At 34.5% G+C, this 12,539-nt stretch carries 13 protein-coding genes and 1 pseudogene; 9 read left to right on the forward strand and 5 right to left on the reverse strand.

Annotated features, from left to right (window positions below; translation table 11 throughout):
* Positions 1–154: 154 nt before the first annotated feature.
* Together NSQ40_RS04660 and NSQ40_RS04665 are read right to left on the reverse strand one after the other, a co-directional pair.
* Entirely contained in the window at positions 155–1,186 is a 1,032-nt protein-coding gene (locus tag NSQ40_RS04660; protein WP_033796741.1) for a S66 family peptidase, read from the reverse strand.
* Positions 1,187–1,328: 142 nt separating this feature from the next.
* Positions 1,329–1,883: a hypothetical protein gene (locus NSQ40_RS04665; protein WP_003195621.1), complete on the reverse strand. Its 555-nt coding sequence runs from the start codon at positions 1,881–1,883 to the stop codon at positions 1,329–1,331.
* A gap of 237 nt (positions 1,884–2,120) precedes the next feature.
* Here NSQ40_RS04665 and NSQ40_RS04670 point away from each other — a divergent pair, with 237 nt between their 5' ends.
* Positions 2,121–3,794 (forward strand): alkaline phosphatase, encoded by a 1,674-nt coding sequence (locus tag NSQ40_RS04670; protein ID WP_033796742.1) that lies wholly within the window; start codon positions 2,121–2,123, stop codon positions 3,792–3,794.
* A 240-nt stretch (positions 3,795–4,034) separates the two neighbouring features.
* Positions 4,035–4,190 (forward strand): annotated as a pseudogene (locus tag NSQ40_RS04675) (alcohol dehydrogenase catalytic domain-containing protein); the annotation flags it as partial.
* 49 nt (positions 4,191–4,239) lie between these two features.
* On the opposite strand, the gene NSQ40_RS04680 reads toward NSQ40_RS04675, so the two are convergent.
* The gene (locus NSQ40_RS04680) at positions 4,240–4,497 is read right to left on the reverse strand and encodes a hypothetical protein (RefSeq protein WP_255261225.1); all 258 of its coding nucleotides are present in this window, start codon (positions 4,495–4,497) and stop codon (positions 4,240–4,242) included.
* Positions 4,498–4,872: 375 nt separating this feature from the next.
* Here NSQ40_RS04680 and NSQ40_RS04685 point away from each other — a divergent pair, with 375 nt between their 5' ends.
* Together NSQ40_RS04685 and NSQ40_RS04690 are read left to right on the forward strand one after the other, a co-directional pair.
* A complete protein-coding gene (locus NSQ40_RS04685; RefSeq protein WP_003195628.1) occupies positions 4,873–5,943 on the forward strand; it encodes an LPXTG cell wall anchor domain-containing protein in 1,071 nt (356 codons plus the stop codon).
* Between the two features lie 298 nt (positions 5,944–6,241).
* A complete protein-coding gene (locus tag NSQ40_RS04690) occupies positions 6,242–6,994 on the forward strand; it encodes a class I SAM-dependent methyltransferase (RefSeq protein WP_097787177.1) in 753 nt (250 codons plus the stop codon).
* Between the two features lie 115 nt (positions 6,995–7,109).
* Here NSQ40_RS04690 and NSQ40_RS04695 read toward each other — a convergent pair whose 3' ends face one another.
* Positions 7,110–7,640, reverse strand: a complete 531-nt coding sequence (locus NSQ40_RS04695) for a GNAT family N-acetyltransferase (protein ID WP_033796743.1) — start codon at positions 7,638–7,640, stop codon at positions 7,110–7,112.
* A gap of 210 nt (positions 7,641–7,850) precedes the next feature.
* On the opposite strand from NSQ40_RS04695, the gene NSQ40_RS04700 reads away from it, so the two are divergent.
* Positions 7,851–8,231 (forward strand): VOC family protein, encoded by a 381-nt coding sequence (locus NSQ40_RS04700; RefSeq protein WP_033797140.1) that lies wholly within the window; start codon positions 7,851–7,853, stop codon positions 8,229–8,231.
* Between the two features lie 165 nt (positions 8,232–8,396).
* On the opposite strand, the gene NSQ40_RS04705 is transcribed toward NSQ40_RS04700, so the two are convergent.
* Positions 8,397–8,600 (reverse strand): hypothetical protein, encoded by a 204-nt coding sequence (locus tag NSQ40_RS04705; RefSeq protein ID WP_077295241.1) that lies wholly within the window; start codon positions 8,598–8,600, stop codon positions 8,397–8,399.
* A gap of 527 nt (positions 8,601–9,127) precedes the next feature.
* Between NSQ40_RS04705 and NSQ40_RS04715 the strand changes: the two genes are divergently transcribed.
* The 4 genes from NSQ40_RS04715 to NSQ40_RS04730 all read left to right on the forward strand — a co-directional run bounded on the left by NSQ40_RS04715 (position 9,128) and on the right by NSQ40_RS04730 (position 12,486).
* Positions 9,128–10,351, forward strand: coding sequence for a PucR family transcriptional regulator (locus tag NSQ40_RS04715; protein WP_033796744.1), 1,224 nt, complete (start codon positions 9,128–9,130; stop codon positions 10,349–10,351).
* Positions 10,352–10,575: 224 nt separating this feature from the next.
* Complete coding sequence (locus NSQ40_RS04720; protein ID WP_003209849.1) at positions 10,576–11,397, forward strand: peptidoglycan-N-acetylglucosamine deacetylase; 822 nt, start codon at positions 10,576–10,578, stop codon at positions 11,395–11,397.
* 35 nt (positions 11,398–11,432) lie between these two features.
* The gene (locus tag NSQ40_RS04725; RefSeq protein WP_003195639.1) at positions 11,433–12,074 is read left to right on the forward strand and encodes a YkyA family protein; all 642 of its coding nucleotides are present in this window, start codon (positions 11,433–11,435) and stop codon (positions 12,072–12,074) included.
* 91 nt (positions 12,075–12,165) lie between these two features.
* Positions 12,166–12,486, forward strand: coding sequence for a hypothetical protein (locus NSQ40_RS04730; protein WP_003195641.1), 321 nt, complete (start codon positions 12,166–12,168; stop codon positions 12,484–12,486).
* The last annotated feature ends 53 nt before the right edge of the window (positions 12,487–12,539 follow it).

A 12,539-nucleotide genomic window follows, 5' to 3' on the forward strand; every position in this document is an offset into this window, starting at 1 on the left:
CCAAGGAACATTATGTAAATAAAAAAGCACGTTATCGGAAGAAAAATTTCTTCTGTGACAACGTGCTCGTTCACATGTATAGAACTCGATAGGAATACATCCTGAGAGCCATCAGCAGGGGAGGAGTGACCCCCTTACTGATGGTAATTTTACGTTATTGCACGCCACTTTCTAAAATCGAAAATGTTTTCCTTTCACAATCAATCTCTGCCATGACACCATAAGGCAAAATAAACTTAGGTTCAGTATGACCAAAATTTAAGTTATAAAGAATCGGTAAATCTTCTAAACGATATTCTTTCATAACTGTTAGAATTTCATGTTTATATTCTTCATAATATTTCTCGTCTTTCGGTTTGCCGAAAATGATTCCATTCGTGTTTTGTAAAATGCCTTGCGCCGCATAATTTCGTAACCAATATCTTATATAAGTTGGATCTGGCTTGTCTTCAGATGTTTCAAAGAATAGAATGCTGTTCTCCCAATATTTTTTCTCAGGCCAAAGTTCTGTTCCTTTTGCGAATTCCAGTACTTCTATACAACCTCCAATTAAACGGCCTTGTACGATACCGGAGCCTTGAAGGAGTTCATATCCAGTATTCTGCTGCCTTGTCCGCCGTTTATTCTTGTTCGATTCGATCCATTCTAAACGCTCACTTGTCCATTCTGTAGCGGGTTGAATGTTGCCAATCGTCTCATTTGAAAAAAGGATTCGATTTACCATTTCAATCGTATATGGATCCATTTCAACGTTTTCAGCAAAATCGGTTAAAATAGCTGGACCGTAAAAAGAAGAAATGCCTGCTTTATGACAAAATAAATGTGGAATGGTCACATCTGAATAGCCCATAAAAATTTTTGGATTCTCACGTATAACATCAAAATCAATATAAGGAAGCAGGCGAATACTATCTTCTCCGCCAATATTCGCAAAGATCCCTTTAATACTTTTATCTTGAAATGCCGTCATTAGATCTCTCGCACGAGCTTGTGGGTTCTCATAAATATAATCTGAACCTTTCAAACTATTTGGCATAGGTACAACCACAAGACCAAAAATTTCTTCTAATCTTTTTATCCCTTGTTCATAACGCCATCTCAGTTCCGGATCGCCTGCGCCTCCCCAAGAAGGACTAATTGTCGCGACGCGATCTCCCGGTTGTAATCTCTTTGGTTTTCTTAACACATTAACTCCCACCCTTATATCATTCGATTCACTATACGATTCACATAGTTGAAGAATATAGCATATGACCTTTTTCTACATGATCAAAAAATTCCCTGCTATTATGCTAGAGGGGGGAGAATTCAATTGTTTGTCTTTTTTCTTATTTTTCACCTGGATTATGGAATGGAAAAATATTATGTAATTCAAGTAAAAGTCGTCCTGTACGTTCTACGTTCATTGGATTTCCACTTTGCGCTGTATATTCCTCTAGTCTCCAAGAGGGTAGCTCTTCTCCTTCATTTGGTAAATCATAATCTCCACCGCATGGATCAGATAGACGATATAGAATCTCGTTAATAGCTGATCTAGCTATCCAGTACGCAAACAATCCTATCTTTTCAGGTGGGATTCCTGCTTGTACCATTTCTTTTATAATCAAGTTGTTCGTATCAGGTGTTGCTTGTTCATTCGCACGTTGAATCGAGTTTTGAACCCAGCTTTCATTATTATATAAATACATATCCAATATTTCTTGGAATGGCCTTAAAAAACGAAAGCTGGCAAGAACAGCTTCTTTACCTTCTATCTCATCTTTAGCCCAATATTCAGGGTACTGTACACCGAATTCTTTTAATATTTCGGTTACATTTTCTTTCGTTGGTTCTTTTTTTAACTCTTCTAAAAGGGGGATTAAATTATCCTTCATATCATTCATATGGTCTCTCCTTTGTTTGTATTTTCTGGTAATCCTGTATTCATTATAATATTAAAAATTAAGATTCGGTTAAAACAGTAACAGTAATTCCTGTAAAAACTTTTGCAACTACTTGGCTGCAAAGGGAACGAGTTATTGTTAGCTTCGTGACAATAGGGTACTACTAAATAAGAAGAAACAGCTTGTTTACATACGAATGTTAGATTGGGGATGCTGAAAAATTTTGGAGGGACAACAATGACTACTCTTCGTAAAAAGATGATGGGACTAACATTAGCGGGAATAGTAGCACTAGGTTCGTTAGGTGCAGGAAGCATGATGAACGATAACGAGGTAAAGGCTGAGGCGACACAAGTAGGGAAGCAACCAAAAAATGTCATTATGATGGTTATGGATGGGACAAGCTCTTCAGCCACAACATTGGCTCGATGGTATAAAGGTGCACCTCTTGCACTAGATCAAATCGCATCAGGAGGTGTTCGTACTTATTCGGCAGAATCAGCTATTACCGATTCAGCGCCAGCAGCAACAGCTTTAGCGACAGGAAATAAATCAAATTCAAGCTACGTGGGCGTATTACCTTCTGTTGTGAATTCACCTGGCGTAGAACCGATCAAAGAAGAAGACAGGTTTCGTCCAGTTGCCAACGTCTTAGAAGGCGCAGAACATTCTGACCGCGCAACAGGAATTATTGCTACATCGGAAATTCAGCATGCTACTCCGGCTGGTTTTTCTGCTCACCATGTTATTCGCAAAAATTTTGAGGTGATTGGTGAGCAGCAAGTGTATCAAAATATAGAAGTCGTGTTAGGCGGGGGAAAGGCAGTACTTCAGCCTGCGGCAAGCAGTGGAATCCGGCAAGACAACGAAGATTTAATAAAAGTGATTCAAGACAAAGGGTACGACTTTGTGGAAACAAAGGATGCCCTGTTAAACTCCAAATCCGATAAAATTTGGGGCTCGTTCTCAAATGCTGCACTTGCGTTCGATATGGATCGTGAAGCGACCAACCCTGAGCAGCCAACACTTTCCCAAATGACGAGAAAAGCAATTCAAACATTATCAAAAGATAAAGATGGCTTCTTCTTATTTGTAGAAGGCAGTAAGCCAGATTGGGCAGCACATGCCAATGATCCAATCGGGATGATTAGCGATGTATTGGCATTTGATGCTGCAGTTGCAGAAGCGTTACAATTTGCGAAAAAAGATGGGAACACGATGGTCATTGCTTTAGCGGATCATGGTAATAGCGGTATTTCCATTGGGAACAGCAATACCACAAAAGGATATGATACCACACCAGTCTCTGCCTACATTGATCCACTGAAAAAGGCAAAAATGACACTTGAAGGTGCTACAAATAAACTAAAAGATGATTTATCTAATATTAAAGAGGTAGCTGCACTTTACGGTTTAGATAACCTAACTGATGATGAAAAAGAAAAGTTAAAAGCTGCACAAAAGAAAGCCGATGTAGGTCCAATCTTTACTAAATTATTGGCAAACCGTGCGAACATCGGCTTTACAACAGGTGGTCATACGGGTGAAGATGTATTCTTATACTCTTACGGCCCCGGGAAGCCATACGGTTTCGTCCAAAATACGGACATTGCGAAGACAATGGCCAAAGCAATGGGCTTTCACTTAGGAGAATTAACAAACAAATTATTCTTAGATGCTGAAATAGCCTTTAAACAAATTGGTGCAACTGTAACAATTGACAAAAAAGATGTAGCAAACCCAGTGCTTGTAGTAAAACACAATAAAGCGAAGGCTCAATTGTTTGTTAATAAAAATATGATCCGTATCGATGGAAAAGATTATGAATTAGGAAGCATCGTTGTAGAAAGCAATGGAAAATTCTATGTACCTGAAAAAGCAATTCATCTATTCACAAAGCATTCTTGCTAAACTAAAAAAGAATCAAAAAGGCCTGCCAGCTACTTAGCCTAGTTAGGCTAAGTAGTTGGCAATTTTCTTGATATTCTGTGCGGCAGCTATAAAGTGAAACTTTAATCAGTGGGGGTTTTCTCCATCCCCCACTGATTATTAGTTGAACCAATCGGGCTTTTACGGACAGTTCATCTCCCACCTAACTTCTTCGCTTCCTCTGAATTTTGAGGTGGGAGTGTTACTGTCCGTTAATGCGGGATAAATCCAGTTGATTGGAAAACGAGAAAGGGAGAATTGCAAGAGAAATTGCCTTTTTCATTTCCTATTATTTTAGGATTAGATGCTTCAGGTATTGTAGTGAAAGTAGGTACAAATATAACAAAATATAAGCCTGGTCATGAAGTGTATACAAAACTAGCGGATGTTATCATTTAAAGCTAAGTATGCTTCATAGTGATTCACCCTATGAGTCCCCACCATCGAATGAATCACTATGGCTTGCTGCATCGGAACTATCGCTGCTAGTTCCTGAATCATGGTCGATATTTGAATCTTCATTAGCATTTTTCATAGCTGCAGCAAGAAAAGATGTTGTCATCACTGCATTCATCCAATCTGCTTCAGCATCTTTGGTAGTTATGTTTGAGTCTTTATGTCCTGCTGTATCTGTTATTGAAGAATGTTTTTTTAGTTCTTTTTCAACAGAACGACGATTATTCATTTGTTTTCCGAAAATCTTCATGAGTACTAATAAGATGAAACAGACTATGGATATTATTAGGATAAACAAAATGAAGTATAAAGATAAATTCAATATCTCTGTCATATATATACCTTCCTTTCTTACGGGAGAGTTAATGCGTTAAATTCTTCCTGAAGTTTCGTATTTATCATAGGTACATTTCCTCTTTGAAATCCATTGTAAGGACTGAACTACATTATGTCCACATAACTATACTGGCTCCAATTACACATAGACCTACTATTCTAGTTTTATTTGTAAACATTTGGTATAATGTTATACTGGTATTATGATATTTTCATCTTCAGATTTGTACATAATAGTTCATTACTCATGAAAGAAAAGAGGTCCAAAATGATGAGTACGAAAAAAACAGTAGCAATATCCACACTAGCTTTAGCAATGATAACAGGAGCTGACACCATTAATGCTGAAGTTCCTGATACCGTCAAAATACACGATTCTATCAAACAACATACAGAAGAGAAGTTATCCGAACTAAAGCAGGCGAAACAACATGCAGAAGAGAGAGTATCTGAATTAAAACAAACGAAGCAAAATGCGGAAGAGAAAGTAGCAGAATTAAAACAGACGAAGCAAAATGCAGAAGAGAAAGTAGCAGAATTAAAACAAACGAAGCAAAATGCAGAAGAGAAAGTAGCAGAATTAAAACAGACGAAGCAAAATGCAGAAGAGAAAGTGGCAGAACTAAAACAAACGAAGCAAAATGCAGAAGAGAAAGTAGCAGAATTAAAACAGACGAAGCAAAATGCAGAAGAGAAAGTAGCAGAATTAAAGCAGATCAAGCAAAATGCAGAAGAGAAATTAACGGAATTAAAACAGACGAAACAAAATGCAGAAGAGAAGTTATCCGAATTAAAGCAGATCAAGCAAAATGCAGAAGAGAAATTAACTGAATTAAAACAGACGAAGCAAAATGCAGAAGAGAAAGTATCTGAGTTAAAACAGATCAAGCAAACTATAGAAAATAAATTAACTGAATTAACACGTACGAAGCAAACTATAGAAGAAAAAGTATCTGAGTTAAAACAGGTCAAGCAAACTATAGAAAATAAATTAACTGAATTAGCACGTATGAAGAAAAATGTAGAAGAAGAGAAAGTATCTGAATTGAAACAGACGAAGCAAAATGTAGAAAATAAATTAACTGAATTAACACGTACGAAGCAAAATGTAGAAGAGAAAATAGCTGAATTAACACAGACAAAGCAAAATGTAGAAAATAAATTAACTGAATTAACACAGACGAAACAAACTAACACTCCTCTTAAAATGAAAAACGATAACAGGGAACTTCCTAACGCCGGAGGTACAGAATCCAATACAATGCCTTTAGGGATGTTATCAATTTTAGGTGGAATTATATTAATAATGCGAAATAGAATTAAAAATACATTTCAATAGAATTCAACTAATAGTCTGAATTCTACAATATATACAAAAGTTGTTACGGCGTATAATGAAGTATAATCTTTCAAATGAGGTGAAGTAGATGACTTTCCGTATTGTTCGAAGTAACTAGTTTTCGGGTTGGAAAAAACGCGTACCGGCTATCAAGGGAGAAGTCTGTCCTTTTTCGGAAATATAAGCTTTGAATCCGTTGCGGTAGTCACTGTTCTTATCAAACTAAGGTACTGGACTATTTCGTTAACAAGTCTCAAAAACTTAGTTTTTACACTCTTTTGGAAGGTGGATACACAAAATGAATGAATTAGATTACAAAAATTTTTATGATAAAGTCGGAAGATCAAACGGTTGGGATTTTAGTAAACTGAAATACGTAACAGAAGGTGCTACGTGGGAGTTTTATGAAGAAGTCATAGAGAGATGCAAATCCTCAGATGTTTTGCTAGATATTGGTACAGGCGGGGGAGAGAATGTATTAAGAATTGCACCGGCAGCCTTATTCATGATTGGGATTGATAATTCAAGTGGAATGATAGAAACAGCACAGTCTAATTTGGAAAAAGCAAGTGTATCAAACGTTAGATTTTTCAAAATGGAGTCCGATGGCTTGATGTTTCCACATTCTTTTTTTGACATTGTGTCTTGTTGTCATGCGCCTTTTGTTGCAGCAGAAATAGCAAAAGTAATAAAAAAGGGTGGTATCTTTTTGACGCAGCAAGTCAGCGAACATGATAAATGGAACTTAAAAGCAGCGTTTGGAAGAGGACAATGCTTAGGGGAAAAAGACGGCACATTAAAAGAAAAGTATGTTCGAGAGTTGAAGTCTGCAGGTTTTACTGATGTGCAAATATTAGAATATGATGCGATTGATTATTACCAAACACCTGAAGACCTCTTATTCCTATTAAAACACACACCTATCATACCAAGATTTGGTGAAGAGAAAGAGGACTTTGGTATTTTGGAAAAATTCATCATAACAAATAAAACGGAAAAAGGAATCCGTACAAATTCAAAACGTTTTATGATAATCGCTAATAAATCTTAATCTTTTTACATGAATAAAGGTGTTCAATATAAATGATAAAAGCCGATTTCCGTAGTTTATAGGAGAACGGCTTTTATTGCGTGGTACCTGTGATTGTCTTGTGGTTAAAATTTCACTAAACGAATTTATACATAAGAATATCATCTACATATTCATTATCATTCATTTTAAATTCCTTAATTTTACGTCCTTCTTCAATGAAACCTATCTTTTTGTACAACGATATTGCACTATGATTTGTTGAGAAAACTCCTAAACTTACTTTTTCAATGAGAGGATTTTTCTCTGCCCAGTCTAATAAAGCTTGTAGTAGCATTGTCCCAATTCCTAGTCCTCTGTAATTTCTACTGATCATGATTCCAAAGGAACCTGTATGAGACAATCGTTTTTTATTTTCGCTAAGGAAAACGATCCAGCCAACCACTTCACCATCTTTTTCAGCAACAAGTAATGTTTCTCTTTCATTCTCCAATACGCCTTGTACCCATTCCTTTTGCTCGGATGACGTTTTATTAAATTCTTCGGATAACGAAATGAGAAACTTGCCTTCGGAAACAACGGATTTCTGTATGTCTAAAATGGCCTCGGAATCTTCTATTTTTCCTGTACGAATCATGTAGCTGGCAGTATCTTTTGAAATTGACAATTATATTCCCCCTTATAAAATATTTTGTTAATATTCTATCTTTCTTTTATAATCTCCTACTTAAACGAAAATGCTCCGTTTCTTTTAGAAGGAAGTTTTCATTTATTGGCGTATCTATTAAGTTGTCACGGGGTTTCAGAAACCTTGGCGATGGAAAGAATTAGAAGCATCGGGTTTGGTATTTACTTATATAAGGGAGTGGGGAAGTCTATGATTCATAAAGTTGGTCAAATTATGTTGTATGTAAATAACCAAGATGAGGCAGTGGATTTTTGGACAGAAAAAGTAGGGTTTACTGTAGTTTCTGAAGAAAATAACGGTCAAGGAATGAGATGGATTGAAATTGCTCCAACAAAGGGCGCAGAAACAAGCATCATTTTGCACAATAAGGAATTCGTTGCTAAAATGTCACCCGGATTAAATCTTGGTACACCTTCTCTAATGTTTTTTTCGGAAAATCTCGATGAATTACGTAGCACCTTATTAAATAAAAATATCACAGTCGGAGAAATTGTAAATATGCCTTCCGGTAGAGTGTTTAATTTTGCGGATCATGAAGAGAATTACTTTGCTGTGATGGAGAAGAAATAAATTGAAAAATCCGCTGCTTTTTGTTCAAAAAGCAGGGGGTTTTTCTATGTTTCATAATCGGATTTATTTTCAAAACGCTTTCATTTTACTATGTTTTCAGATAAAACGAATCCCCATACAATGATATTTGTAATTACTAAGCTCTTTCCACATATGTATTCGCTCCTAATCTGTTGAAGTTCTATAGTTCTTCTTGATGATATCTCGCATGTCTCTGATAAAGAATAGAAGGAACATTATACCTATGATGCCACTAATCCAAAAATATGTATTTCCGGTTGTGAATTTGTCATAGAAGGTATAGGCATTCCAAGTTATAAGGATTACTGAACATATAGTAGAGGTTACTAATGAACCTAAACTTCTCATAATTGTCACCTCGATTCAAAACGTTGTAATTTTATACAATTATACATATAAATAAAAGGATTTAGAAGTAGTCAGGTTACAGTAACTGGGATAATTGCTAGAAAAATATGCTTAACGTTGTAAAAGCACAAAATCCTGACGCTACCCCATGTCCATCAACCTAGCAGAATAGATCGCTCCAAAAACGATAAAAATGAGCTTCATTGCTATAAAAGACAAAAAATTGTACATTTTCACCTGGAGGTGTCAATATTGAGAAACCTCGCAGTTGCTTTTTTACGTTTTTTAAGAAGCAGAATGACATTCCTCAATTCAAATCTAAAAAGAATAAAGTTCAATCCTACACAATAAAACAAATAGAAATATTGCTATTGTTGAAAAAATCATGTTAATAAAACCCGGTCTCGTTACATTTGCAAAAAGCTAACGGGATTATGTTATTATTTTAGTAATTTACACAAGAGATAATTTCTTTTAAAGTAAATACGAAAATATATTTTAAATAGAACGGATGGATCTTGACATATATGAAAAATAATTCTCTTAAAGTCACCTTCGATAATTTGGAAGAGTTTGCTGATATAATCAGTGAGATTCTGCAATGCCCTATTACAGTAGAAGATGTAAATCATCGTCTCCTTGCATATAGTACCCATGACGAAAGAACAGACTCTGCAAGAATTGCAACTATTATGGGTAGGCGTGTACCTGAAAAAGTAATTAATAACTTATGGAAAGAGGGGGTTATTCCTACTCTTTTAAAAAGTCGTGAACCTATTCACGTAAAAAAGATAGATAATATTGGCCTCGGTGACAGAGTTGCGATTTCCATTTGGAATAAAGAGGACGTACTGGGATTCATTTGGGCTTTAGAAATCAAGCGCTCTTTAACTGAACAAGATTATGCCTTGATGAAAAAATCTGCTGAAGCTGTAAAAAGTAAGCTTCTTCAGCTCCAAACCAGAAAAAATAAAAAGGACGAACGTTCACAAGAATTTTTTTGGAAGCTACTAACTAATCATATACAAACAAATGAGGAAATTATTGAAGACTTTCAGGTACTTCATATTACGCCGGCTTCCTTATTTAACGTTGTCGTATTTCATTTTGAACAAGAAATTACGAGTGAAAAAGAAAAACAAATTTCTTATTTGTTAAAAACAAGCGAACATTTGAAAATTCTACTTTATACAATTGATCGTAACAAGTTAATTCTTCTTACTTCGTTAGATAATCTCAGTCAACCTTCTCATGAAATTAACAATTTCGTCGAAAGATTTGTTAACACGATGGAAAAACGATATGAAATTAAATCTATCAAACCAGCGTTCAGCAGTGTATATAGTGATTATCAAAAAATCAGTAAAGCTTATAAAGAAACATTAATCGTATTATCTATAAAGGAAAAATTCCCTTCCGACACAGCTAATATTCATGGCTATCAAAACATGGGGATTTATCAATTAATTGACCTTCTACTTGAGCAAAGAAAGCAGGAGGAGTATGAAAACCAAGCATTGCAGAAGCTCCATAAGTATGATTGTAAATATAATAGTAATCTTGTTGAAACGTTGGAAATATTTTTAAACAATGACAGTAATACCAGCGAAGTAGCTAAAATTTTAAATATTCACGTCAATACACTAAGCTATAGACTTAAAAGAATCTGTGAAATCAGTGAAATCGATTTAAAAGATCCGAATCAAAAAATGGTTCTATACTTGGATCTTAAGTTACAAAAATTCATGTAGCAGCATCCTTTTGTGAAATTCCACAAAAGGATGCTGCTTTTTTCTTTTTTCTACACGATGAGAAAAAAGAAAAAAGCACTTTATAATTATATCGCAACAAAATAACTCAAAAATTTTTAAGTTACATCATATGTATTGTTAGCTAAAAGTGATTGGAGATATCATACACACTTATGTATGTGTGTATATTGATATAGAGATTTTTCAAGAAAGGGATTTGATTCATGAGAAATTTTTGTAATACCAAAAAAATAATAATTACAATAGTAGCAATTGTTGCAATAGCAATTGGTTATTATATGTTTCAATCGATTAATTCACCTGCAAAAGCTGTGGCCAAGCAAGAAAATACTGTACAGCTAGCAAGTGAACAACCAAAAATTAAAATAAAAAAAGCAACACCAACCCATTTTAATGGTAAGGAGAGAAAGGTTGTTTATCTTACTTTCGATGATGGACCAGGTAAATATACGGCTGATTTGTTAAACATCTTAAAAGAAAATGATGTGAAAGCAACATTTTTCTTAATTGGCGAAAATGTAAAACAGTTTCCAGAGTTGGTGAAACGTGAAAAGGAAGAAGGGCATTATGTGGGCATGCATAGTATGACACATGATTTTAAAAAATTATATACAAGTGGCGAATATGTAAATGAAATGAAAGAAGATCAAGGTTTAATAGCAAATATTATTAAAGAATCCCCAAAACTAACTCGTCCTCCATATGGATCCATGCCAGGATTAAATGAAGCACTTCGAAATAGAACAGTAGAAGCTAATTTAAAAGTATGGGATTGGACTATTGACTCTTTAGATTGGAAGTATAATAAGATGCCAGTTGATGCCGCTTCATCTCAGATTGTTCAAAATGTCTTAACAAATGCAAACCAGTCCAAAGAAGTGATTCTAATGCACGATATTCATCCACAATCTGTTGCTGCTGTACCAGCTATTATAAAAGGATTAAAAGAAAAAGGATATGAGTTTGAAGCGTATCATGAAGACGAGCATTTTTCAGTGAATTTTTGGCATGATAAACGTATATAACATCATAGGAGGAATTAACATTGATTTATAGGGAAATGGTATTAATAGGAATCTTATCAATTGGATTTCTAGGTGGTTGTTTGGGGGCAAAACCCGAAGATCAATTATATGTAGCTTTTGAAAATGCAGCAAATCAAGAAAAAGCATTATTTGATAATGTAAAAACATTTGAGCAGTTAGAAACAAAAGAACAGGAATTGTATAATCAAATTATACAAGAAGGGAAAGAGCAAAATGAGGGAGTAATACAAAAAATAGAGCAAGCCATTGCAACTGTAAATGAACGTGAAAAATTGGTAAAAGATGAAAAGGATGTATTAGAAAAAGCCCAAAAAGAAACCGCATCAGTTCATAGTTATATAGATAAAATTGAGGACAAAAAGTTAAAAAATCAAGCGGAAAAAGTAGAAGAAGTTTATAAAAATCGCTATGAAGTTTTTCAAAAAATAAATAATAGTTATAAAGAGGAATTAATAGCTGAAAAAGAACTTTATGAAAAGTTAAAAGGTAAAGAAACAAAACTAAAAGAGATTGGTGAGAAAGTTAAAACTATCAATACATTAAACGAAGAAACGCTAAAAGAAAAAGAAAAATTCAATCAATATACTAAAGAGTATAATGAGGGAAAACTAAAATTCTATGAAGACGCGAAGATTAAAATAAAAGAGAAAAAGTAAGAAAAATAATTATCAATTTAAGTATCTTGCCTCCTCATCCCTAAAGACAAATCGAAGTTCTAAATAGCATTTCGTTTAAAGGAGGTTTTTCATGAGCTATGATACTGTTTCATCTTTACAACGCATGCAACGACTACAGCAAGCAGCAACAGGACAAAAAGATGTTTTAAAACGAGTAAATTCAGGTTTGGAAATTGTAATGTTTATTACGGGAGTATTCTTAGCTCTCTCGACTTTCACATTATCTTTCTGGATATATTTCTTTTATTTTTTAATAAAGGAATATACTGCTAAAACATATCTAGTAAAAAACATGGATACTGGTGAAAAATTTCGAGTTGATAAACAAGAATTTAAACAATACAAAAAAGTGTTCAGAGCGAAAGAGGTAGCAATGGAATTGATTAGTTAGTAGCTTTAATAAGTAAAAGTAATAGGACTTTAAACGTAAGAATATAGGGGTAA

The organism is Bacillus sp. FSL K6-6038 (genome assembly GCF_038050455.1).
Taxonomy (GTDB): Bacteria; Bacillota; Bacilli; order Bacillales; family Bacillaceae_G; genus Bacillus_A; species Bacillus_A pseudomycoides.

Excerpts from the sequence above, each read along its gene's own strand:
- NSQ40_RS04665 (WP_003195621.1), bottom strand. The coding sequence starts at position 1,883 with ATGAATGATATGAAGGATAATTTAATCCCCCTTTTAGAAGAGTTAAAA.
- NSQ40_RS04670 (WP_033796742.1), top strand. The coding sequence starts at position 2,121 with ATGACTACTCTTCGTAAAAAGATGATGGGACTAACATTAGCGGGAATA.
- NSQ40_RS04680 (WP_255261225.1), bottom strand. The coding sequence starts at position 4,497 with ATGAATAATCGTCGTTCTGTTGAAAAAGAACTAAAAAAACATTCTTCA.
- NSQ40_RS04685 (WP_003195628.1), top strand. The coding sequence starts at position 4,873 with ATGATGAGTACGAAAAAAACAGTAGCAATATCCACACTAGCTTTAGCA.
- NSQ40_RS04690 (WP_097787177.1), top strand. The coding sequence starts at position 6,242 with ATGAATGAATTAGATTACAAAAATTTTTATGATAAAGTCGGAAGATCA.
- NSQ40_RS04700 (WP_033797140.1), top strand. The coding sequence starts at position 7,851 with ATGATTCATAAAGTTGGTCAAATTATGTTGTATGTAAATAACCAAGAT.
- NSQ40_RS04705 (WP_077295241.1), bottom strand. The coding sequence starts at position 8,600 with ATGAGAAGTTTAGGTTCATTAGTAACCTCTACTATATGTTCAGTAATC.
- NSQ40_RS04715 (WP_033796744.1), top strand. The coding sequence starts at position 9,128 with ATGAAAAATAATTCTCTTAAAGTCACCTTCGATAATTTGGAAGAGTTT.
- NSQ40_RS04720 (WP_003209849.1), top strand. The coding sequence starts at position 10,576 with ATGAGAAATTTTTGTAATACCAAAAAAATAATAATTACAATAGTAGCA.
- NSQ40_RS04725 (WP_003195639.1), top strand. The coding sequence starts at position 11,433 with ATGGTATTAATAGGAATCTTATCAATTGGATTTCTAGGTGGTTGTTTG.
- NSQ40_RS04730 (WP_003195641.1), top strand. The coding sequence starts at position 12,166 with ATGAGCTATGATACTGTTTCATCTTTACAACGCATGCAACGACTACAG.